This window comes from Bradyrhizobium sp. 170, from assembly GCF_023101085.1.
GTDB lineage: Bacteria > Pseudomonadota > Alphaproteobacteria > Rhizobiales > Xanthobacteraceae > Bradyrhizobium.
The window spans coordinates 4,603,023-4,624,375 of record NZ_CP064703.1 but is presented as its reverse complement, the minus strand read 5'-3'; the positions used below and the strand labels follow the sequence as shown (position 1 = coordinate 4,624,375).

Here is a 21,353-nt window from a genome sequence, read left to right as displayed (position 1 = left end):
GGTCGCAATGACGCCAGCTTGATGTGCCTCAATGTTCGGCGCGAAGCCGGTCAATATCTTTTCGGCGGAAACTCAGAAATTGGAGGTTGTCATGTCAGAATTGTCTGAACGGGCCGCTTCCGTTCGCTTTCCAGCAGCCGCAAATGCAGAAGCGGAAGCCGCCAAGCTGAACCAGGGCGCGCTGGAATTCATGTTTGGCGCGCAGAAGATGGTGCTCGATGAAATGGTGTTTCTCGGCGACGAGATGCTGGAGCGAACGCAGACCGAGATGCATCTGTTCACGGAGTTCGTCACGAAGATGGCCGGCGCGCATTCAGTAAAGGACATCAAGACGATGTGCGAGGAATGCGGCCAGCATCAGCTCGACTTCTACCGCCGCGACTCCGAACGGCTGTTCAAGCATTGCGAGCGGATGATCGCAGCCACGTCGAACCTGATCAGTGGCCGCGCTCTGAACTGATCGGCCAATAGCCAGACGATTATGTATCTCGATGAGTCCACCCGGCTGGGCACGATTTGTCACGCGCAGGAACCATTCCGGCGCTAACCTGCCGCGCAAGGGGCGGATTGCGTCGAACATCTGCCCGGGCTCACAGAAGGCCGCGATCTGCCGGCACCGGAGAACGATGTCCACCTATCGTCTGCAGAATCTGCTTTCGCCGCATTCCGTCGCGCTGGTCGGGGCCAGTCCGCGCCATGGCTCGGTTGGCCGCGCCATCCTCAACAATATTCGTAAAGGCCAATTCAAGGGTGAATTCGGTCTTGTTAACCCGCGCTATCACGAGATCGACGGCGTCGCGACCGTCGGCAGCATCGCAAAACTGGCTTTTGTGCCCGAACTCGTTGTCCTCACCGCACCGGCGCACACCATCGCGGGCCTGATCGATGAGGCGGGCCGCCGCGGTGCGGCGGGGGCCGTCATTGTCAGTGCCGGGCTCGGCCGCGGTCCGGGTTCGCTGGCGGATGCAGCGGAGCGGGCCGCGCAACAATACGGCATGCGGCTGATCGGCCCGAATTGCCTGGGCATCATGATGCCGGGCGCCAGTCTCAATGCGAGCTTTTCCGCGCATATGCCGGCGGCGGGAAATCTGGCGCTGATCTCGCAGTCCGGCGCCATTGCCGCGGGCATGGTGGACTGGGCGGCACAGCGGGCCGTTGGCTTTTCCGGCATTGTTTCGACCGGTGACCAGCTCGACGTCGATATCGCCGATCTGCTCGATTATTTCGCGCTGGATGAAAAGACCCACGCCATCCTGCTCTACATCGAAGCGATCAGGGATGCGCGCAAGTTCATGTCGGCGGCGCGCGCTGCCGCCAGAGTCAAGCCGGTCGTGGTCGTCAAGTCAGGCCGAATGGCGCAAGGCGCGCGGGCGGCTGCAACCCATACCGGCGCGCTGGCCGGGGCTGACGCCGTCTACGACGCCGCGTTTCAGCGCGCCGGCATCCTGCGCGTATCTGATCTTCGAGAACTGTTCGACTGTGCCGAAACGCTCGGACGGCTCAAATCGCCGCCCGGAAAGCGGCTTGCGATCCTGACCAATGGCGGCGGCATCGGCGTGCTGGCGGTTGACCGGCTGGTCGACCTTGGCGGCATTCCCGCGGCCCTTTCGCCGGCAATCCGCGAGAAGCTGGAAGCTGCGTTGCCGCCGACATGGTCGAAATCGAATCCGGTCGATATCGTTGGCGATGCCGATCCCGCGCGCTATGCCGCAGCGCTTGAAGCGCTGCTGGCCGACCCCGAAAACGACGCCGTACTTGTCATGAACGTGCAGACGGCGATCGCGCGCGCCGACGAGATCGCCGCTGCTGTGACCGGGGTGGTGCAAGAATATCGCGCCGGGCATCGCGGGTCACCGAAGCCCGTTCTCGCGGTCTGGGTCGGCGCAGAGCCGTCGATCGGCAATCTGCTGAGCGGGGCCGGTATTCCGAATTATCCGACCGAAGACGACGCGGTGCGCGGCTTCATGCATCTGGTTCGCCATCGCGAGTTGGTGGAGGCGCTGGCGCAGGTCCCGCCCGCCATGCCGAGCGAGTTCGCGCCCGATGCCCACACAGCGCGGCAGATCGTTGCCGCGGCGCTCGCCGACGGCCGCTCCTGGCTCGATCCGATCGAGGTCAAGCGGCTGTTCGATGCCTATGACATCGCGGTCGTGCCGACCTTCGCCGCCGCCGATGCCGAAGAGGCGGTCGCTCATGCGAACGCGCTGTTCGCGCAGGGCTCGACCGTCGTGCTCAAGATCATGTCGCGCGACATCGTGCACAAATCCGATGTCGGTGGCGTCGTGCTCAACCTCACCAGCGCGGACGCGGTGCGCAAGGCAACCGCCGAGATTCTCGCGCGCGCAAGATCACTGCGGCCGGAGGCGCGGATTTCCGGCGTGATGGTGCAGGCGATGGTGGTGCGGGCGAAGGCGCGCGAACTCATTCTCGGCCTCGCCAACGATCCGACCTTCGGCACCGTCGTCGTGTTCGGCCGCGGCGGCACGGCGGTCGAGATCATCAACGACAAGGCGCTCGCGCTTCCGCCGCTCGATTTGCAGTTGGCGCACAGCCTGATCGAGCGCACCCGCGTCTCGCGGCTGTTCCACGCCTATCGCGACGTGCCGGCGGTGAAGCCGGACGCCGTCGCGATGGTTCTGGTCAAGCTGGCGCAGATGGCCGCCGACATCCCCGAAATCCGCGGGCTCGATATCAATCCGCTGCTGGCCGATGAAGCCGGCGTGCTCGCCGTCGACGCACGCGTCGTGATCGGGCGCGTGGAGCGGAAGTTTCGCGGTTCGGGCCCGGCGAATTTCGCCGTGCGGCCCTACCCCTCGCAATGGCAGCGTCACATCGAGGTCAAGGACGGCTGGCGCGTATTCGTCCGTCCGATCCGGCCCGAGGACGAGCCGCTGATCCACGAGATGTTGAAACACATCACGATGCATGATCTGCGGCTGCGGTTCTTCGCCCCGATGAAGGAATTTTCCCATGAATTCATCGCCCGCCTGACCCAGCTTGATTATTCCCGGGCGATGGCCTTCGTCGCGTTCGACGAGGCGACCAACGAATTGGTCGGCGTGGTCCGGATCCATTCGGACTCGATCTATGAGAGCGGCGAATATGCAATCCTGTTGAGGTCGGACCTCAAGGGCAGGGGACTCGGCTGGACCCTGATGCAGATGATCATCGAGTACGCAAAATCCGAAGGATTGAAAGCCATCTCCGGCGACGTCCTGGCCGAGAACACCGTGATGCTGGCGATGTGCCGGAGCCTCGGATTCGAGGTGAAGTCAGACCCGGTCGAGCATGACATCTGCAACGTCAGGCTGACGCTCTAGTTGTCCTTGAGCACACGGCTTGCGCAGCCCGCGTGCGATCGGCGACAGCGGCCCAAGCGAGCCAAGTGTGCTCTGGCGTAACCAAATGCGACAAGTCGGAGGTAGCTGGATGACTTTGCGGAGCGAACGTGGGTGCGATGCACAAACTGTTTTGCTTTTAACAAGCGCGAATCTGAGCAGAGCTTGGCAAGCGACATGTCATCGGGGATGAGCGTGGACGTTGTGGAGCTCGTAATTTACGGGGTGCTGGCTTTGTGGGGGCCGCCTTTGCTGTTCGCGGGCTACTTGTTGCGACCCATCAGATCAGCAGCATCACGATCCAGACAATGAAGTAGCACCAGCCGACCGTCGCAAAACCGACGGCGATCAATTAGTTCGCGATCTTTCATCTGCTTCGCACCGGCGGTTTTTAAGACAACGCCTTTCTTGCCGAGACAATCAAATTTGCCGATCGTGCTGTCTTGGGTCGAGTGGGCACACCTATAGCCGCCGCAATAGACCATGAGCCGGGTAGGGCTACCCGATGATCGGATTTCCCGAGAGCGATTTTGCGTTAGCGGTGCATGGCGCCAAATTCCGCCAAGAATCAAACCCAGCGTGAACAGGCCATTCCGGGGGGTGAAACCCGTGGTGGTTATGGCCCGGCGCATGTCGTCCGAAACCCGTCGTGCGCCGGGCCAACGAGCGCGCGGGGCTCACGATTGAACAACTTCGTTGGATCGGAGTTGCCAAGGATGCCCCGGCGAAGGACATCAGTAACCGCGCCCATGACGGTGCAGCCCGCCAGCCACCCTTCGATCGCCGCCACCCAGTCGCCTCCGGCGGCGCCGGTCGAAAGCATTCAAACGACAGGACCAAAGGAAGCGACCAGGGCAAACGCCGTGCACGCCGCCAAGGCGAAAATTGCAAGACGGAATTCTCTGCGGATGCAGCGTCTGCTTCAGAAGCAGTCTCGCTTGTGAGAAGCCCACCGCGTGGGGAGATATGTGTCCGAACGCCGATAGCCGCGAACAACCCCGCGGATTTCGCTTTTTGGCGGAAGGGGTGGGATTCGAACCCACGGTACCCTTGCAGGCACGCCGGTTTTCAAGACCGGTGCCTTAAACCACTCGGCCACCCTTCCAGCTCAAGAATTTCAGTCGCTTAGCGTAGGGCTGGCTCGAACGCAATGCGAACGTGGCCCCGATGTGTGCCCATCCCGCCATTTTGGAAGAAACCCAGCGACGAGGACGCCAAAGCACTACGTACCTGGTGGGGCTAATGAAGGCGACCGCTCGTCGGTGCACCCGAACAATTGCGCTGCCTTTGATATCGCAATTTCAGATTTGGCCGGGCGCGCGCATGTTATCGCAAGCTTGGACGATTGGCCCGACTGGGATAGCGGCATCGGGCGAGCACGGCGACGGCGAGAATCGAGTCCTCGTTGTGCTGTTGCCATCACAGGGAGAAACAACGTGGCTCACGTGCACGTTGTATGGAGTACTTCACACGCGCCAGGAAAATCATGGTGGCGGCATCAGCCGCGATACGTTCGCCGGCGGTCCGTCGGGCGGGATGCTAATTCTGGCCGGGATCGCATCGTCCCGGCACCCGTTGCCGCAACTGAAGCGGGCGCTTGTTTAGCCGAACACAACTGCCAGCAGGCTCGAGCACAGGAGCACGAAACTGGCCGTGGTCAGGGCAAGAAATCCGTTGGAGACAATGTCGTGGTTGCGCATGATACACCTACCACTCAGATGCTCGTCCGAATTTATTAAAGCTTTCTGAATCTCTACCGAGCCATCTGTCCGAAGCCGCGCGGTCCCCCCCGAACCGCCAAGCCGTTCAAATCTCAAGCTCTGGAACGATAGCCTTCAAATGCGTGTGCAAGGAAAATGCCCGCGCTCACCAAACCCATCACCGCTGTAACCGTCTCGATCATCGCACAAATCCTTCGCGCCCCTGCAATCCACAGAACGACTCCACCGTTGCACAGTCAAAAAGATTCACAGGCTGGAATCGCAGATCGGTCGTGAGTGATGATTTACTGCAACAGATTGTCTGAATGGGGCACAGGACGGATGCGACGAAGGACGCATACACGGTGAATCGAGGCGCTATGCCCGTAGATCAACGGATACGCAAAGCAACCATTCATTCACCACGCGGGAGCAGACCCCATTTCCGCCGTGTTCCGGTTGCGATATCTTCACAACGTGATGCGGAGGTGGGACGCATCGTGGGGTTAAGGCCGCAACGCTTCAACGTAGGCAGTCGGCCGCTGAAAATGGTAATTGGGGCGATGGGGATTCGACGGCCAAAAACGATCGTCCTGGCGGCGCGTGGTACTGTTGCCGTGGCAACGTGCCTTCTCCTTGCCAACTGCGCCTCATCAGGCAAATTCGCCAGCCGCGTCGATCCCAAATATGGCGTCTCCTCGAGTCCTCGCGTGGTGGCGTTCGGGGAGGCCGTGCCGAAGGGCGGGGGAACCTACCGCGTCGGCAAGCCCTACACCGTCGCAGGCCGGGTCTATGTGCCGGAAGAGGATCCGAACTATCGCGCCGAGGGAATGGCTTCCTGGTATGGCGATGACTTCCACGGCCGGCTGACCGCCAATGGCGAGGTTTTTGACATGACCTCGCTGACCGCCGCCCATCCGACGCTGCCGATCCCGAGCTACGCCCGCGTCACCAACGTCCGGAACGGCAAGTCGCTCATCGTGCGGGTCAACGACCGCGGCCCCTACCACGGCAACCGCCTCATCGACGTCTCGAACAAGGCCGCGGAACTGCTTGAATTCAAAGCAAATGGCGTCGCCAAGGTCCGCGTTGAATATGTCGGCCGGGCACCGCTGGAGGGTTCCGACGACCGCCAGCTCCTGGCAACGCTCCGGACCGGCGAGCCCGCGCCGTCCCCGTCCACGGTCCGGGTCGCTTCGGCCCGTCCGTTTGTGCCCGAGATATCATCGTCGGCAGGCCGAATCCGGGGCGAAGTTCCGATGCCGGAGGGGCGGCCCTATAGCCTCGGCAATAGCTCGGCCGACTACGCCTCGATCAACGCCACGTCGGAAATGTCGGCCTCCAGCCGCTCGCGTGGCCGTGCCGCGGAAAACCCGCGCGCCGTGTCCTATGAGAACGACGCCAGCTATGCGGGTCCGAGGCAGGCTTACCTGCCGGTCGATCCGCGGGGGCCGAGCGAAGTCCTCAGCGGCCGCGGGCTGTACTAGCCCTTCAGGAAATCGATCAGGGCGGCGTTGACCTCGTCGGGCCGCTCCTGCTGAATCCAGTGACCCGCGCCGTCGAGAATGAGCTTTTGCCGCAAATTCGGTAGCACGCGCTCCATCTCGTTGACCAGCTTGGCGCCGATCAACCCGGTAATGACGCCATCCTTCGATCCCGCGATGAACAGCGACGGCTGGTTGATTTGCGCGCCCTGCCACGGCGCGGTCAGTTCCCAATTGCGGTCGATGTTACGATACCAGTTCAGCCCGCCGCGGAAGCCGGAGTCCTGGTAGATGGCCGCGAAATAGGCGATGTCAGCTTCCGTCAGCCAATTCGGTAAAGGCCGATTCGGATCGGCGCCGGCCAGGAATCCCTTGCCCTCCTGAACATATTGATGGGCCGCCGGATCAGAGAACCCGCGTCCGCCCAGAACGATTCGCATCGTCGCGGCGACGTCGCGCTCGAATTCGGCCTCTGCCACTCCCGGCGCCTGAAAATACTGCCAGTAGAAATTGGTAATGCCGTTGTTCCGCAGGGTTTCGAGCGGCAGGCCGCGTCCGCGGGAGGGGGGTGGAACGCTGAGGCCCGCGACCTTGGTGAAGACATCAGGACGGAACATCGCCGCGTGCCAGGCGACCGGCGCACCCCAGTCATGGCCGACAATGACGGCCTGCTTTTCGCCAAGCGCCGCCACCAGCGCGACCATGTCGCCGACATTGTGGAAGAGGGTGTAGGCGCCGATGTCCTCTGGCGCGCTTGTCCGGCCGAACCCACGCATATCGGGAGCGACGACATGGATACCGGCTTCCGCGATGGCTCCGATCTGGTGCCGCCAGGAATAGGATAATTCGGGCCAGCCATGGCAGAGCAGCACCAGCGGACCCTGGCCCTGCTCGACAACAAAGAAGTCCAACCCGTTGGCGGAAATAGTGCGTGAGGATGGCATCGCGTTTCCGCCCTGTTTTTCGTATCCTGTCGGGAAATTGCAGCATCGCCACGATACGTTCCTTCGTCCGGTGCCGCAATCCGATCAACACGGCGGCAAGTCCAAACCCTGTGTTGTTTGCGATACTTCCAGCTGTTAGAACGCAGGGATTCAGGACATCGCCGATGGCAGCAGAGTCTTCCGTTTCCCGCAACTCCGACGCCGCGGCCATCATCCCGTGGCGCGGCCTGATGGCCGCCGTCCTCGCGCTCGCGGTCGGTTGGGGCGGGATCGTGTACGCCGCCAACAACAGTGTGCAGGGTGCGCCGAAGAAGGAGGAGGGCGGCTTTGACGGCGACGCGCCGACCGCGATCCTGGTCGAGGCTTCCAGCGGCAGCGTGCTGTTCGAGAAGAACGCCGACGAATTACGGGCGCCGTCCAGCATGATGAAGCTGATGACGGTCGAGGTCGTCTTCAACGCCATCAAGGAAGGCAAGATAAAGCCGACAGACGAATACCGGATCAGCGAGAACGCCTGGCGCAAGGGCGGCGCGCCGGCCGGCGGCTCGACCATGTTTGCCATTCTCAACAGCAAGGTGTCGGTGGACGATCTGTTGAAGGGCGCGATCATCCAGAGCGGCAATGATTCCTGCATTGCGCTCGCCGAAGGCATGGCCGGCAACGAGCGGATCTTTGCCGCCGACTTCTTGACCAAACGCGCCCGTGAGCTCGGCATGACGAAGTCGACGTTCGGCAATTCCAGCGGCTTACCCGATCCCGCCAACAGGATGACGGTGCGGGAGCTGTCCAAACTCGCTCGCCACCTGATTCTGACCTATCCCGACATGTACAAATTGTTCGGTGAGAAGGAATTCACCTGGAACAAGATCCGGCAGCAGAACCGCAATCCGCTTCTGAACACGCTCAATGGGGCTGACGGGCTGAAGACCGGCTTCACCAAAGAGGGCGGCTACGGCATGGTCGGCTCCGCCGTGCAGAACGACACGCGGCTGATCGTCGTGATCAACGGGCTCGAGGATCCCGACGATCGCGCCTCCGAGGCCAAGAAGATGCTGGAATGGGGCTTTCGCAATTTCGAGACGCGCACGCTGTTCGCGGCCAACCAGCAGGTCGGCTATGCCAAGGTGTTTGGCGGCGAAAGCCGCTCGGTGAAGCTTGCAAGCCCCCAACCGATCAAGGTGATGGTGCCGAAGAACGGCAGCGAGAAGCTGATCGCGCGCATCGTCTACAATGGCCCTGTGCGGGCGCCGGTGCAGGCCGGTCATCCGGTCGGTGTCGTCAAGGTGTGGCGCGGCGCCAATATCGCCGTGGAGGCGCCGGTCTATGCCGCTGAAGCGGTCGGCACCGGCTCGACCATGCGTCGCGCGATCGACGGAGCCAGCGAACTCGTCATCGGCATGTTCCGCGCGAGCGCAGAGAAGCTCTGAGCATGAACCAGGCAACGCTGCAGCGGCCCTCCGGACGCGGGAAGTTCATCACGTTTGAAGGCGGCGAGGGCTCCGGAAAGTCCACGCAGATCAAGAAGCTCGCCGAGCGTCTTGCGGCAGCAAAGCTGCGCGCCATCGTTACCCGCGAGCCAGGTGGCTCGCCGGGTGCGGAAATCATGCGGCATCTCGTGCTGTCGGGCATGGGCAAGCTGCTTGGGCCCGACGCGGAGACGTTATTGTTCGCTGCCGCCCGCGACGATCACGTTCGCACCGTCATCCAGCCCGCGCTCGGCCAGGGAACATGGGTGCTGTGCGACCGCTTCTCGGATTCGACCCGCGCCTACCAGGGCAGTCTGGGGCAGGTCTCGCCCATCGTGCTCAACGCCATGCAGCGCGTCACCATCGGCGATCTCAAGCCGGACCTGACCATCATTCTGGATATTCCTGTGGAAGTAGGCCTGAAGCGGGCCGCGGCGCGCCGCGGTAGCGGCATGCCGGATCGTTTCGAGGCGGAAGATCTGCAATTTCATCAGGATCTGCGCGACGCCTACCGGCAGATCGCCGCCGAAGACCCGCAGCGCTGCGTTCTGATCGACGCCGATGCCGATGCCGACACGGTCGCTGCCCGCGTCTGGACGGCGCTGCGCGAGCATGTGTTCGCGGCCCCGAGTGCGGCGGGCACCGCATGAGCGCACGCAAGACCGAGCAGGAGGTGGCGGTCAGGCATCCCCGCGCAACGGCCGATCTGTTCGGCCACCGCGAGGCAGAGATAGCGTTGCTCAATGCCTATCGCAGCGGGCGCATTCCGCATGCCTGGCTGATCGGCGGTCCGCAGGGCATCGGAAAGGCAACGCTGGCCTATCGCATGGCCCGCTTCGTACTCGCGAATTCCAAGCCCATGTCGCCGTCCGTGCAGCGCGCCGAGACGCTTGCGCTCGATCCGGATGATCCCGTCGCGCGCCAGATCACGGCCGGCGCGCATGGCGGGCTGCTGGTGCTGGAACGCGGCCTCAACGATCGCGGCGTGTTGCGGACCGTGATTACCGTCGACGAAACGCGGGAGACGATTTCGTTCTTCGGCTCGACCGCGGCGGTGGACGGCTGGCGGGTCTGCATCGTCGACACCGTCGACGAGCTCAATCCGAACGCCGCCAACGCGCTGCTCAAGATCCTCGAAGGGCCGCCGCAACGATCGCTGTTCCTGCTTGTCAGCCATTCGCCGGCGCGGGCCTTGCCGACGATCCTGTCCCGTTGCCGCAAGCTGCCGCTGCGGCCGCTCGCGACCGACGACGTCATTCGCGCGGCGTCGCGGGCCACTGACATGGCGCCCGATGATCCGGCGCTGTCGGAAGCGGCCGATGCCGCGGAGGGGAGCGTGTCCCGCGCGCTGACGCTGCTCGGCGGCGATGCGCTGAAGCTGCAGCAGCGGACCGCGGCGCTGCTGGCGACGCTGCCGCAGGTCGACCCGCGCGAGCTGCATGCGCTCGGAGAAGCGCTGGGCACCAGCGACCGGGTGGCGCTGGCGGCTTTCATCGACGGCATCGATCGCTGGATCGGCGAAAAGCTGCGCACTGACGATGCCAACGCGAATCTGCCCCGCCTTGCACGGCTGGCTGAGGTATGGGAAAAGATCATCCGCGCCGCGCGCGACACCGAATCCTACAATTTGGAACGAAAACCGCTGGTTTTCTCGGTGTTTGGGATGCTCGCGGAAGCGACGCGGTAATAATCCGCATGACAGTAATCTCGACAATCGTTGTGTTGAACTAAAGGAATTCGTGGTGGCGAAGGCTGGAAAGAAAGCTTCGAAAAAGAAGGCGAAGAAGACTCGTAAAGCGCTGCCCGCCCGCGCCGGCAAGAAGGCCGCGGCAAAAAAGCGTGCCGCCAAGAAAGGTGCGACCAAGACAAAGCGCGCAGTGAAGAAGGTCGGCAAGACTTCGAAGAAGGCTGCAAAGAAAGTCGCGCCGAAGTCACCCAAGAAGGCTGCGAAGAAAGCAGTCGTGAAATCTGCCAAGAAGCCTGCCAAGAAATCGGCAAAGAAGTCCGCGAACAAAACGACGAAGACGCGCGCGGTAACGTCGCAAGAAACAACCCCCGTCGTACAGGCAGCCCCCGTAGCCAAACGTGCAAAGCCAGTCACGCCGCGCGCGAAGCCGGCTGCCGCCGCCCAGCCGGCGGTGGCTGCCGAGCGCAACACCTATTTCATCACCACCGCGATCAACTATCCGAACGGCATTCCGCACATCGGCCATGCCTACGAGGCGATCGCGACCGACGCGCTGGCGCGCTTTCAGCGGCTGAACGGCAAGGACGTGTTCTTCCTGACCGGTACCGACGAGCACGGCTTGAAGATGGTGCAGACCGCCGAGAGCGAGGGGCTCAGCGTCGCCGAGCTCGCCGCGCGCAACGCCGGCCGGTTCAGGGAGATGGACGAGCGCCTGAACGTGTCGTTCGACCGTTTCATCCGCACCACGGAACCTGAGCATCATCGCTCGGTCCAGGTGGTCTGGGACCGGATGCAGCAGAACGGCGACATCTATATCGATACCTATGCCGGCTGGTACTCGGTGCGCGACGAGGCCTATTACGGCGAGGAAGAGACCGTCGTCGGCGAGGATAATGTGCGCCGCGGCCCGCAGGGTTCCCCGGTCGAGTGGGTTGAGGAGAAAAGCTACTTCTTCAAGCTGTCGGCCTATCAGGACCGGCTGCTGGCGCTTTACGAGAACCAGCCCGACTTCATCGGACCGGATTCGCGCCGCAACGAAGTCGTCAGTTTTGTGAAGGGGGGCCTGAAGGATCTGTCGATCTCGCGCACGACGTTCGACTGGGGCGTCAAGGTGCCCAACGACCCCGAGCACGTGATGTATGTCTGGGTCGATGCGCTGACCAACTACATTACCGGCGTCGGCTTTCCCGATGAAAGCGATGCCAACTGGCGCTACTGGCCGGCGGACGTGCACATCATCGGCAAGGACATCATCCGCTTCCACGCGGTGTACTGGCCGGCATTTTTGATGTCGGCGGGCATCCCCGTGCAGAAGCGGGTCTTTGCGCATGGCTTCCTGTTCAGCAGGGGCGAGAAGATGTCGAAGTCGGTCGGCAATGTCGTCGATCCCTTCAACCTGGCCGACCAGTATGGTGTCGACCAGATGCGTTATTTCTTCCTGCGCGAGGTGCCGTTCGGGCAGGACGGCAACTACAACCATGAAGCCATGGTCGCGCGCATCAATGCCGATCTCGCCAACGATCTCGGTAATCTGGCGCAGCGCTCGCTGTCGATGATCGCAAAACAGCTCGGCGGCGTGCTGCCCGAGCCCGGCGAGTTCACCGACAATGACAAGGAGATACTGGCGGAGGCAGATGCCATGCTGGCGGCGTCACGGAACGCGATGGCGACGCAACAGATCCATCAATGGCTGAATACGGTGTGGTCTGTGGTCGCGGAAGCCAACCGCTATTTCGCGGGCGAGGCGCCGTGGGCGCTGGCCAAGACCGATCCTGACAGGCAGAAAACCGTCTTGTACGTGACGGCGGAAGTCGTGCGGCAGGTCGCCATCCTGACCCAACCGGTGATGCCGGATGCCTCAAGCAAGCTGCTCGACAGCCTCGGCGTTCCCCAGGGCGCCCGGGACTTCGCAGCGCTCGGCACGCGGATCAAGGCCGGCGCAACGCTGCCGCCGCCGGTTGGCGTGTTTCCGCGCTACGTCGAACCAAAGGCGGATTAAGCCGTTTGCAAGCCATGCTCGTCGACAGCCACTGCCATCTCGACTTTCCGGACTTTGCCGAGGATCTCGACGCTATTGTCGCGCGCGCCGAGACCGCCGGGATTGGTCGTATCGTCACCATCTCCACCCGGGTCAAGCGGCTTGGCGGACTGCTGGCCATCGCCGAGCGGTTTCCCAACGTCTATTGCTCGGTCGGCACCCACCCGCATCAGGCCGATGAGGAAGACGGCATTCCCGCCAGCGAACTGATCGAGCTGACGAAGCATCCGAAGGTCGTGGCGCTGGGCGAGGCGGGGCTCGATTATTTCTATGAGCACGGCTCCCGCGAAGCGCAGGAGCGCGGCTTTCGCGCACATATCGCAGCCGCCCGCGCCACCGGCCTGCCGTTGGTGATCCACACTCGCGAGGCGGACGAGGACTGCGGCCGCATTCTCGAAGACGAGGTGGCAAAAGGACCGTTCCGCGCGGTGCTGCATTGCTATACCGGCGGACGCGAACTGGCGATGAAGGCGATCAGTCTCGGCCTGTCGATCTCGTTCACAGGCATTTTGACGTTCAAGAAGTCGGAAGCCTTGCGCGAACTCGCCGCTGAGCTCTCGGCCGATCGCATCATGGTCGAAACCGACTCGCCCTATCTGGCGCCTGGCAAGTTTCGCGGCAAGCGCAACGAGCCGTCCTACGTGGTCGAAGTCGCAAAGGTGCTGGCGGAAACCCGCGGTGTCTCGCTGGAGGAGATATCGCGGCAGACCACTGAAAACTTCTTTCGCCTGTTCTCCAAGGTGCCGGCACCGAAGGCGGCCGCATGACGGTGACGCTGACAATCCTCGGCTGCGGCTCTTCGGCCGGCGTACCGCGCCCGGCGCTCGGCTGGGGTGCCTGCGATCCCAACAATCCAAAGAACCGCCGCCGACGCTGCTCGCTGCTGGTCGAACGCACGGGCGCGCACGGCACCACGCGGATCGTGATCGACACTTCGCCCGACCTGCGCGAGCAGTTGATCGACGCCAATGTCGATCACATCGACGCGGTGTACCTGACCCATGAACATGCCGACCAGACCCACGGCATCGACGATCTGCGTTCGGTCGTGCTGCACCAGCGCCGCCGCATTCCGGTCTATTTCAACCAATCGACCGCCAAAGACATGATGGCGCGGTTCTCCTATTGCTTCATCGCGCCCGAGGGCAGCGACTATCCGCCGATCCTGACGCGCCATTCGATCGAAGCGGGCGAGAGTCATGAGACTGAAGGGAAGGGCGGCCCGATGAAACTTTCCGCCTTCCTGGTTCACCACGGCAGGATTCCCGCACTGGGCTTCCGCGTCGGGGCGGCCGCCTACACACCCGACCTCCACGACATTCCCGAGGAGAGCTGGCCGGCGCTGGAGAACCTCGACCTCTGGATCGTGGACGGGCTGCGCTACGCCGGCCACCCCAGCCACTTCAGCGTCAGTGACGCGCTTTCGTGGATCGAGCGCTTCAAGCCCAAGCGCGCCGTCATCACCAACATGCATTCCGATCTCGATTACGAGGTGCTGCGCCAGAGCCTGCCGGCCGGCGTGATCCCGGCCTATGACGGGATGCGGCTGGAGCTCGGTTAGGGCCCGCAGCGCGGGATATCAGCGACTACGGCGACGTTCGGTACGATCGAGCGCAGATCGACGTCACGGGCAAGCGCCACATAATCTTTCGTTTCCGCTGTCCTCAGATAGGAGGCGAAGTGGATCGGACCGTCCGGCAACTCGCCGGCCTTGCATGCTTGCGGTCGTACCGAAATCGAGATCGAACCTTTTTGGCCTGAGCTTTTCTTGGCAATCAGCTCAGCGCGAAAAGCCGCCAGGCGCGCGAGGTCAGCATCGTCAATGCGATAGGCAAAGATGTGGCTGTCGGCGCCGGCTTCACGCGTCAGCTCGGCAGGTTCGGGTAATTCGCGCAGCATGAAGTCGTGCGCTTCCTCCGGCGCGCGTCCGACCTGCACCGCAATCCGCAACACGACGCCATTTCGCTGGGGCCGCAAGGTGCGCGGCAGTTTGATCGCGGCGCGCAATTGCGCAGGGTCCGAGGTCTCGAAGTCGACGCGCGCGAGCTTGACCATCGAGGTCACCGGCATATGGCTGCAGCCAGACATTGCCAATATCGCGAGGACACGCAGGAGACAGTGCAGGGGGAATCGGGGGTTCATAGGAATCAACCATATTGACGATGATAATTTATCGTAATACGATAATTATATCGTGCGTCAACAGGATTAGCCAATGACTCCATTCGACCATTCGGATCGTCTCCGACGCCTCTCCAAGACAATGGCGATGCTGACCACGCTTGGCATGTTGCTGATCGCCGCCGCCATGATCCTGGTATTTCTCATCCCCGACTGGACGCGAAATCTCCTGCTGGCGCGACTGGGCCAGGCGGGACACGATCTGTCATTGTCTCCGGGGCACCTGATCGCCGCTGCCGCCATCACCGCCGTTCCGGTCGGCGTCTTGCTGTTCGGGCTTTGGCAGGTCCGCGCCTTGTTCCTCAATTTCGCCAACGGTCACGTGTTCACGCTGACGAGCGCCCGCCTATTGCGCGATTTTGCCGGGTCCGTACTGGCGCAGGCCATCCTCGGGCCGATCTCGTCGACGGCGTTGATGCTCGCCCTCACGCTGAACAATCCGTCGGGCGGCCGCCAGCTTGTCATCACCCTGTCGGTGCACGACTATCTGGCGCTGATTGTCGGCGGCGTGCTGCTGGCGGTGGCCTGGATCATGGTGGAAGCCACCCGCATCGCTGATGAAAATGCGTCCTTCGTCTGAGGTGCGATAGCGATGCCGATCATCGTCAATCTCGACGTCATGCTGGCGCGGAGGAAGATGCGCTCAAAGGAACTCGCCGAGCGCATTGGAATCACCGAACAGAACGTCTCGCTGCTGAAGTCGGGCAAGGTCAAGGGCGTGCGCTTCGATACGCTCGCGCTGATTTGCGAAGCGCTGGACTGCCAGCCCGGCGACATCCTGGAATATCGGGATGATGCCGCCAGCACCGAGCCCGCCCGTCGCGCACGCGGCTAGACTAATGACTTCGACTAAGAGGTGACACGGCAGGGCCTTCCACGGGACATCATGCTGGCCTATGACGGAATTAGGCTGGTGGTGGAGAACCCGGCAGGTCGGCCGCGCATCGCAAAATTCGATCGCAGGCCGCGGAGGAATTTCGATGATTGGCCTGTTCTTTGAAGTCCAGACAAGGCCCGGGCACCGCGATCAATATCTCGATCTTGCGGCCTCGCTGAAGCCAGATCTCGAGGCGATGGGCGGCTGCCTGTTCATCGATCGCTTCAGGAGTTTGACGCGGGAGGACATGCTGCTGTCCTATCAGATATGGCAGGACGAGGGGGCCCTGACGGCGTGGCGGGCCCATGCCTACCATCATGACGTCCAGACCATCGGCCGTGAGAGGGTCTTTTCCGATTATCGCATCCGCGTCGCCCAGGTCATTCACGAAGAACGGCCCGGGCAACCGGTCTGGCGGCCCGAGCGGCGCACGCCCTACAACGATCCCGGAAGGCGCAAGCCGACCTATATCCTCGCCGCGGAATCGAAGCGTGCCACGCTAGCGGCGGAGACCGAATGGCGCCGTGACGCTTTCGCGAGCGTCTATCGTGAGGAGCATTTTGCGCACCTGGTCGATTTGCCGGACGATCGAGCCGGCATCGAATTCGGCTCGCGCATGTTTGCCGATCCGACAACGCAGTATTTCCGCATCTTCGAGGTCATGCGCGACTACGGAATGTACGAGCGCACCGAGGCGCCGCAGTATTATCCGCCGGTGGGGAGAGGGCAGGCGTAGCAATTGTGAGGCCGTAGGGTGGGCAAAGGCGCGCAAGCGCCGTGCCCACCATCGTTCGTCGAACCCCCGAGCGTGGTGGGCACGCTTGGCTTTGCCCACCCTACAAATCTCGCAAGGGCGGCAACTACGCCGAAATCGCTTTCGCCGAGTCCACCTGGCTGCGCAGCAGGAACTTCTGGATCTTTCCGGTGGATGTCTTCGGGATGGTGCCGAACACGACCGCTTTCGGCGTTTTGAATCCCGACATGTGGCTACGGCAGAAGGCGATGATGTCGGCTTCCGTCGCCTTGGCGCCTTCCTTCAACTCGACGAAGGCGCAGGGCACTTCGCCCCATTTGGAATCGGGCTTGGCGACGACGGCTGCAAACAGCACCGCGGGGTGCTTGTAGAGGACGTCCTCGACTTCGACGGAGGAGATGTTCTCGCCGCCCGATATGATGATGTCCTTGGAGCGGTCCTTGATGATGACATAGCCGTGCTCGTCGAGCACACCGAGGTCGCCGGTGTGAAACCAGCCGCCGGCGAAGGCTTCCTGGGTGGCCTTCTCGTTCTTCAGATAGCCCTTCATCACGATATTGCCGCGGAACATCACCTCGCCGATGGTTTCGCCATCGCGCGGCACCTCCTGCATCGTCACAGGATCGAGCACGGTGACGGCTTCTTCCAGCGGGTAGGGCACGCCCTGCCGCCGCTTCATCTGGGCGCGCTGGTCGGCCGGCAGTTCGTCCCAGCCCGGCTGCTCGGCGCAGACGGAGGCGGGGCCATAAACCTCGGTCAGGCCGTAGACATGGGTGAGCTTGATGCCGATGCTTTCGGCGCCTTCAAGCACGGCGACCGGCGGCGCGGCGCCTGCGATCAATCCGACCACGGGACGCGCAGCCTTGCCCTTGGGGGCGCCGGGCGCGTTGATCAGCGTGTTGTAGACGATCGGCGCGCCGCACATGTGGGTGACGCCGTGTTTCGGGATCAGCTCAAAGATTTTTGCCGGATCGACCTTGCGCAGGCAGACATTGATGCCGGCCGAGGCTGCGACCGTCCACGGAAAGCACCAGCCGTTGCAGTGGAACATCGGCAGGGTCCACAGATACACGGGATGCTGGCCGAGATTGCCGGCCAGGATATTGCTGACCGCATTGAGATAGGCACCGCGGTGATGGGTCACGACTCCCTTCGGGTTGCCCGTGGTACCCGAGGTATAGCTCAGCGCAATCGCGTCCCATTCATCGCCGGGAAGTCTTGCGACGAAAACCGGATCGCCCGCCGCGACCGCTGCCTCGTATTCGAGTTCACCGATCCGCTTGCCGCCCGCAAACGTTGCGTCGTCGACATCGACGACGAAGGGCTTTGGGCCTTTCATCAGCGTCAGTGCTTCCGCGATCACGCCGGAGAATTCGGGATCGACCAGGATAATCTTCGCGCCGCCATGGTCGAACTGGAAGGCAATCGAGGGCGCATCGAGACGGATGTTCAGCGCGTTCAGGACCGCGCCTGCCATCGGCACGGCGAAATGCACTTCATTCATGGCCGGGATATTCGGCAGCATCGCCGCGACCGTATCGCCGTGACCAATACCGCGGCTGGCAAGCCAGGACGCAAAGCGTCGGCAGCGCTCGTAGGTCTCGGCCCAGGTAAAGCGGCGGCCTTCATAGACCGTGCTGATGTGATCGGGGTAGACGGCGGCGCTGCGCGCGAGGAAGCTGAGCGGCGTCAGCGGCACGTAATTCGCCGGGGTCTTTTCCAATCCGATGGAGTACTGGTTCTGGGCTGCGCTCATCGGCTGTGTCCCATCTGAAAAGTTACACTTACAAGAACCCGATGGAAATCCACGGGAAGATCGCCACGATAATCAGGCCGACCAACAGCGCAAGCAGGTAACCCCAGATCGGCCGGATACCCTCGGCCGGGTCGACGCGACCGATGGCGCAAGCCGCATAATAGCCTACTCCAAAGGGCGGCGCGAATAGCCCGATACCCATCGCGAGAATAACGATCATCGCGTAGTGGACCTCGTGGACGCCCACGGCGCGGGCGATCGGAAACAAGAGCGGCCCGAACAGCACGATCGCCGGAATGCCCTCGAGCACGCTGCCCAGGATCACGAAGGCCACGATCGACACCGCGATGAAGGTCGCCGAGCCCCCCGGCAGGCCGGTCATGGCGGCGGCCAGCGTCCGCGAAAAGCCTGATTGCGTGAGACCCCAGGCCATGCCGGTGGCGCAGCCGATGATCAGCAGGATCGCACCCGACAGGCACGCGGTCTCGACCAACATTGGCATGATCCGCCGCCAGTCGAAATTGCGGTAGATCAAGAGGCCGTAAATCAGATAGCCGACGATGAAGGCATAAACGATGCCGATGGTGGAAACCTCGGTCGCGGTCGCAATGCCTTCCACCACCGCGTAGCGGATCACGAATGGCAGCGCGATGGCGGGCAGGGCGATGGCAAACGCGCGGGCGATCTCGCTGCTGCGCGCCCGCGTGACATGCCGCAGGTCCTCGCCACGGTAACGCCACCACACCAGCGCCGACAGCGTGATTGCCAGCACCAGGCCCGGCAACAGGCCGCCGGTGAACAGCGCCGCGATCGAGACGCCGGTCACCGAGCCGATGGTGATGAGGACGAGGCTCGGCGGAATGGTTTCGGTCTGTGCGCCGGTGGCGGAGAGCAGGGCGACCAGATCGCCCGGCTTGGCGCCGCGCGCCTTCATCTCGGGAAACAGCACCGGCGCCACGGCGGCCATATCGGCGGCCTTCGAGCCCGAGATGCCCGACACCAGATACATCGCCCCGACCAGCACGTAATGCAGCCCGCCGCGGACATGGCCGAGCAGGCTCGCCAGGAACGCCACCATGGCCCGCGCCATGCCGGTCATTTCGATCAGGAGGCCCAGGAAGACGAACAACGGCACCGACAGCAGGATGAGGTGGCTCATGCCCTCGTCCATGCGGCCGACCAGCACCATCAGCGGCGTACCCGTGGTCAGCGCCAGATAGCCGTAGGTTGCAAGCCCGAACCCGAACGCAATTGGTACGCCTGCAAACACGCAGAAGCCGGCGACGCCGACAAAGAAGATGATCAGATTGAGATTGCCGAGCGGCTTCAGCGAGCCCCTGAGCAGCCAGAAGATCGCGATGACGAGCGCGACTGACAGGATCGCAGCCACCATGGTCCGACCATTGCCCGATCGCGCCAGCCGCAGGAAGGCAAACAGCGCCATCAGCGCAATGCCGACCGGCAGCGCCGCGGCACGCCAGATATTGCTGATCTGCAGCGCCGGCGTGGTGATGTAGCTTTCCTCGTAGGCGTATTCGTAAGCCGGCCAGGCAATCAGGATGAGAAACGCCAGCGCAGCTACGGTCGCCACCAGATCGAGATAGGCGCGCATGGCGGGCTTCGCGTTGGCGACCACCGCCGTCATCCGCATGTGCTCGGCGCGGCGGAATGCGACCGCGGCCCCCAGCATGGCGAGCCACAGGAACAGGATCGACGCCAGCTCGTCCGACCAGATCAGCGGCCGGTGTAGCGCATAACGCGCCACCACGCCGGCAAACAGGATCACGATCTCGGCGACGACAAGGAGCGCGGCCGGGATTTCGACCAGCATTCCCAGGGTGTGTTCGATCGACGCCAGTAGCTGATGGCGGCGAGGGGGCTGACCCACCTCACCGCCAACAGCTTCGGTCATTCCGGCATGAGCCATGACGGCCCCAAGGCTCTCGTTTTGACGCGTTTTCTTCACGCGAACCGGTATCCACTTCGCTCGAAAACGCTATGCATTAGGACAGCTTGCCCACGGACTTTTCGAGCAGCTCCCAGGCCTGGTCGCCGTATTTACCTTTCCATTCCGCGTAGAAGCCGGCTGAGCGCAGCTTGTCGCGGAACGGCGTCACGTTGGGCTGGTTGAAGGTCAGGCCCTTGCCGGCCAGTTCCTGCTGCAGCCCGGCATTCAGCTTGGCGACGTCCTCGCGCTCCTTGATGGCCGCCGCGTTGATGTTCCTGGCGACGATGGTCCAGACATCCTCAGGCAGCTTTTCCCAGGCGCGGCGGTTCGCCAGGAACCAGAAGCCGTCCCACATATGGTTAGTCAGCGAACAGAACTTCTGGACTTCATACAGCTTCGCCGTCGAGATGATCGCCAGCGGATTTTCCTGGCCCTCGACGATCCTGGTCTGCAGCGCGGAGTAAACTTCGCTGAAATTGATCGAGGCGGGCGCTGCATCGAACGCCTTGAACATCGAGGTCCAGAGCGGCGACACCGGCACGCGGATCTTGAAACCCTTGAGGTCTTCCGGGCCGTTGATCGGCCTGGTCGACGACGTGGTCTGGCGGAAGCCGTTGTCCCAGATCTTGTCCATCACCACGAGGTTGGCCTTGGTGATCTGGCCACGGATATGGGCGCCCAGGCCGCCGTCCATGGCCTTCCAGACCGTGTCGTAATCCGGGAACGCAAAGCCGATGCCGCTGATGGACGCCGCCGGCACCAGCGTTGCCAAAATCAGCCCCGACAGCGTGAAGAATTCGACGCCGCCCGAACGAATCTGGCTCAGCATGTCGGTATCGGAACCAAGCTGGTTGTTCGGGAATATCTGCAGGTCGAACCGGCCATTGGTCTCGGCCTTGATCGCCGCCGCCATCTCCTGGGCGCGGGCGTTCAAGGGATGGCCGTCAGGAAGATTGTTGGCGTACTTGTAGGTAAATTCGGCAGTCTGGGCCCGCGCCACCAGCGGCGCGCCGATGCCGCCCAAAACCGCTGACGCAGCGGATGCCTTGAGAAGCGTGCGTCGTGAAAAACTCATTGGGTTCTCCCTTGAGGGTTGTTGTTCTTGCGATGACCGATGTCGCGAGTCATGTACTCGCGCGCTTATTGCAGCGTCCGCAGGCGGCGGCAACACAGGCTTTGG

The 21,353-nt window shown here is 62.8% G+C and carries 18 protein-coding genes and 1 tRNA gene; 12 read left to right on the top strand and 7 right to left on the bottom strand.

What is annotated here, in order from left to right; translation table 11 throughout:
• Positions 1 to 91 precede the first annotated feature (91 nt).
• Positions 92 to 460, top strand: a complete 369-nt coding sequence (locus IVB05_RS21485) for a hypothetical protein (protein ID WP_247777807.1) — start codon at positions 92 to 94, stop codon at positions 458 to 460.
• A gap of 166 nt (positions 461 to 626) precedes the next feature.
• Positions 627 to 3,320, top strand: coding sequence for a bifunctional acetate--CoA ligase family protein/GNAT family N-acetyltransferase (locus IVB05_RS21480; RefSeq protein WP_247777806.1), 2,694 nt, complete (start codon positions 627 to 629; stop codon positions 3,318 to 3,320).
• A gap of 281 nt (positions 3,321 to 3,601) precedes the next feature.
• On the opposite strand, the gene IVB05_RS21475 is transcribed toward IVB05_RS21480, so the two are convergent.
• A complete protein-coding gene (locus tag IVB05_RS21475) occupies positions 3,602 to 3,970 on the bottom strand; it encodes a hypothetical protein (protein WP_247777804.1) in 369 nt (122 codons plus the stop codon).
• A 383-nt stretch (positions 3,971 to 4,353) separates the two neighbouring features.
• A tRNA-Ser gene (locus tag IVB05_RS21470) sits at positions 4,354 to 4,443 on the bottom strand.
• 1,158 nt (positions 4,444 to 5,601) lie between these two features.
• On the opposite strand from IVB05_RS21470, the gene IVB05_RS21465 reads away from it, so the two are divergent.
• A complete protein-coding gene (locus IVB05_RS21465; RefSeq protein ID WP_247777803.1) occupies positions 5,602 to 6,525 on the top strand; it encodes a septal ring lytic transglycosylase RlpA family protein in 924 nt (307 codons plus the stop codon).
• On the opposite strand, the gene IVB05_RS21460 is transcribed toward IVB05_RS21465, so the two are convergent.
• Positions 6,522 to 7,466: an alpha/beta hydrolase gene (locus IVB05_RS21460; RefSeq protein ID WP_247777801.1), complete on the bottom strand. Its 945-nt coding sequence runs from the start codon at positions 7,464 to 7,466 to the stop codon at positions 6,522 to 6,524. The two genes, IVB05_RS21465 and IVB05_RS21460, sit on opposite strands and share 4 nt — an antisense overlap.
• Positions 7,467 to 7,630: 164 nt before the next feature.
• On the opposite strand from IVB05_RS21460, the gene IVB05_RS21455 reads away from it, so the two are divergent.
• The 6 genes from IVB05_RS21455 to IVB05_RS21430 are packed head-to-tail and all read left to right on the top strand — an operon-like array spanning position 7,631 to position 14,218.
• Positions 7,631 to 8,893, top strand: a complete 1,263-nt coding sequence (locus tag IVB05_RS21455; protein WP_247777800.1) for a D-alanyl-D-alanine carboxypeptidase family protein — start codon at positions 7,631 to 7,633, stop codon at positions 8,891 to 8,893.
• 2 nt (positions 8,894 to 8,895) lie between these two features.
• Positions 8,896 to 9,582, top strand: coding sequence for a dTMP kinase (gene tmk, locus IVB05_RS21450; protein WP_247777798.1), 687 nt, complete (start codon positions 8,896 to 8,898; stop codon positions 9,580 to 9,582).
• Complete coding sequence (locus IVB05_RS21445) at positions 9,579 to 10,619, top strand: DNA polymerase III subunit delta' (protein WP_247777797.1); 1,041 nt, start codon at positions 9,579 to 9,581, stop codon at positions 10,617 to 10,619. Before tmk ends, IVB05_RS21445 begins: the two co-directional genes overlap by 4 nt.
• A gap of 55 nt (positions 10,620 to 10,674) precedes the next feature.
• Positions 10,675 to 12,618: a methionine--tRNA ligase gene (gene metG / locus IVB05_RS21440; RefSeq protein ID WP_247777795.1), complete on the top strand. Its 1,944-nt coding sequence runs from the start codon at positions 10,675 to 10,677 to the stop codon at positions 12,616 to 12,618.
• A gap of 14 nt (positions 12,619 to 12,632) precedes the next feature.
• A complete protein-coding gene (locus IVB05_RS21435; protein WP_247786830.1) occupies positions 12,633 to 13,424 on the top strand; it encodes a TatD family hydrolase in 792 nt (263 codons plus the stop codon).
• Entirely contained in the window at positions 13,421 to 14,218 is a 798-nt protein-coding gene (locus tag IVB05_RS21430) for an MBL fold metallo-hydrolase (protein ID WP_247777793.1), read from the top strand. Before IVB05_RS21435 ends, IVB05_RS21430 begins: the two co-directional genes overlap by 4 nt.
• Here IVB05_RS21430 and IVB05_RS21425 read toward each other — a convergent pair.
• The gene (locus IVB05_RS21425) at positions 14,215 to 14,745 is read right to left on the bottom strand and encodes a hypothetical protein (RefSeq protein ID WP_247777791.1); all 531 of its coding nucleotides are present in this window, start codon (positions 14,743 to 14,745) and stop codon (positions 14,215 to 14,217) included. The genes IVB05_RS21430 and IVB05_RS21425 overlap by 4 nt on opposite strands.
• Positions 14,746 to 14,872: 127 nt before the next feature.
• Between IVB05_RS21425 and IVB05_RS21420 the strand changes: the two genes are divergently transcribed.
• From IVB05_RS21420 to IVB05_RS21410, 3 genes are all read left to right on the top strand, one after another.
• Entirely contained in the window at positions 14,873 to 15,418 is a 546-nt protein-coding gene (locus IVB05_RS21420; protein ID WP_247777790.1) for a DUF2975 domain-containing protein, read from the top strand.
• A 12-nt stretch (positions 15,419 to 15,430) separates the two neighbouring features.
• Positions 15,431 to 15,673: a helix-turn-helix transcriptional regulator gene (locus tag IVB05_RS21415; protein WP_247777789.1), complete on the top strand. Its 243-nt coding sequence runs from the start codon at positions 15,431 to 15,433 to the stop codon at positions 15,671 to 15,673.
• 145 nt (positions 15,674 to 15,818) lie between these two features.
• Positions 15,819 to 16,451, top strand: coding sequence for an antibiotic biosynthesis monooxygenase family protein (locus IVB05_RS21410; RefSeq protein WP_247777787.1), 633 nt, complete (start codon positions 15,819 to 15,821; stop codon positions 16,449 to 16,451).
• A gap of 124 nt (positions 16,452 to 16,575) precedes the next feature.
• Here IVB05_RS21410 and IVB05_RS21405 read toward each other — a convergent pair whose 3' ends face one another.
• From IVB05_RS21405 to IVB05_RS21395, 3 genes are all read right to left on the bottom strand, one after another.
• A complete protein-coding gene (locus IVB05_RS21405) occupies positions 16,576 to 18,225 on the bottom strand; it encodes an acyl-CoA synthetase (protein ID WP_247777785.1) in 1,650 nt (549 codons plus the stop codon).
• Between the two features lie 28 nt (positions 18,226 to 18,253).
• On the bottom strand, positions 18,254 to 20,152 hold the full coding sequence (locus IVB05_RS21400) for a TRAP transporter large permease subunit (RefSeq protein ID WP_247786828.1): 1,899 nt from the start codon (positions 20,150 to 20,152) through the stop codon (positions 18,254 to 18,256).
• A gap of 76 nt (positions 20,153 to 20,228) precedes the next feature.
• Positions 20,229 to 21,248, bottom strand: coding sequence for a TRAP transporter substrate-binding protein (locus IVB05_RS21395; protein WP_247777784.1), 1,020 nt, complete (start codon positions 21,246 to 21,248; stop codon positions 20,229 to 20,231).
• Positions 21,249 to 21,353: the final 105 nt, after the last annotated feature.

What these genes read in the sequence shown, in the direction of transcription:
- tmk (WP_247777798.1), top strand. Translation starts at nt 8,896, where the DNA reads ATGAACCAGGCAACGCTGCAGCGGCCCTCCGGACGCGGGAAGTTCATC.
- IVB05_RS21430 (WP_247777793.1), top strand. Translation starts at nt 13,421, where the DNA reads ATGACGGTGACGCTGACAATCCTCGGCTGCGGCTCTTCGGCCGGCGTA.
- IVB05_RS21475 (WP_247777804.1), bottom strand. Translation starts at nt 3,970, where the DNA reads ATGCGCCGGGCCATAACCACCACGGGTTTCACCCCCCGGAATGGCCTG.
- IVB05_RS21415 (WP_247777789.1), top strand. Translation starts at nt 15,431, where the DNA reads ATGCCGATCATCGTCAATCTCGACGTCATGCTGGCGCGGAGGAAGATG.
- IVB05_RS21425 (WP_247777791.1), bottom strand. Translation starts at nt 14,745, where the DNA reads ATGTCTGGCTGCAGCCATATGCCGGTGACCTCGATGGTCAAGCTCGCG.
- IVB05_RS21460 (WP_247777801.1), bottom strand. Translation starts at nt 7,466, where the DNA reads ATGCCATCCTCACGCACTATTTCCGCCAACGGGTTGGACTTCTTTGTT.
- IVB05_RS21395 (WP_247777784.1), bottom strand. Translation starts at nt 21,248, where the DNA reads ATGAGTTTTTCACGACGCACGCTTCTCAAGGCATCCGCTGCGTCAGCG.
- IVB05_RS21400 (WP_247786828.1), bottom strand. Translation starts at nt 20,152, where the DNA reads ATGGCTCATGCCGGAATGACCGAAGCTGTTGGCGGTGAGGTGGGTCAG.
- IVB05_RS21435 (WP_247786830.1), top strand. Translation starts at nt 12,633, where the DNA reads ATGCTCGTCGACAGCCACTGCCATCTCGACTTTCCGGACTTTGCCGAG.
- IVB05_RS21465 (WP_247777803.1), top strand. Translation starts at nt 5,602, where the DNA reads ATGGGGATTCGACGGCCAAAAACGATCGTCCTGGCGGCGCGTGGTACT.
- IVB05_RS21480 (WP_247777806.1), top strand. Translation starts at nt 627, where the DNA reads ATGTCCACCTATCGTCTGCAGAATCTGCTTTCGCCGCATTCCGTCGCG.
- IVB05_RS21485 (WP_247777807.1), top strand. Translation starts at nt 92, where the DNA reads ATGTCAGAATTGTCTGAACGGGCCGCTTCCGTTCGCTTTCCAGCAGCC.
- IVB05_RS21455 (WP_247777800.1), top strand. Translation starts at nt 7,631, where the DNA reads ATGGCAGCAGAGTCTTCCGTTTCCCGCAACTCCGACGCCGCGGCCATC.
- IVB05_RS21420 (WP_247777790.1), top strand. Translation starts at nt 14,873, where the DNA reads ATGACTCCATTCGACCATTCGGATCGTCTCCGACGCCTCTCCAAGACA.
- IVB05_RS21410 (WP_247777787.1), top strand. Translation starts at nt 15,819, where the DNA reads ATGATTGGCCTGTTCTTTGAAGTCCAGACAAGGCCCGGGCACCGCGAT.
- IVB05_RS21445 (WP_247777797.1), top strand. Translation starts at nt 9,579, where the DNA reads ATGAGCGCACGCAAGACCGAGCAGGAGGTGGCGGTCAGGCATCCCCGC.
- IVB05_RS21405 (WP_247777785.1), bottom strand. Translation starts at nt 18,225, where the DNA reads ATGAGCGCAGCCCAGAACCAGTACTCCATCGGATTGGAAAAGACCCCG.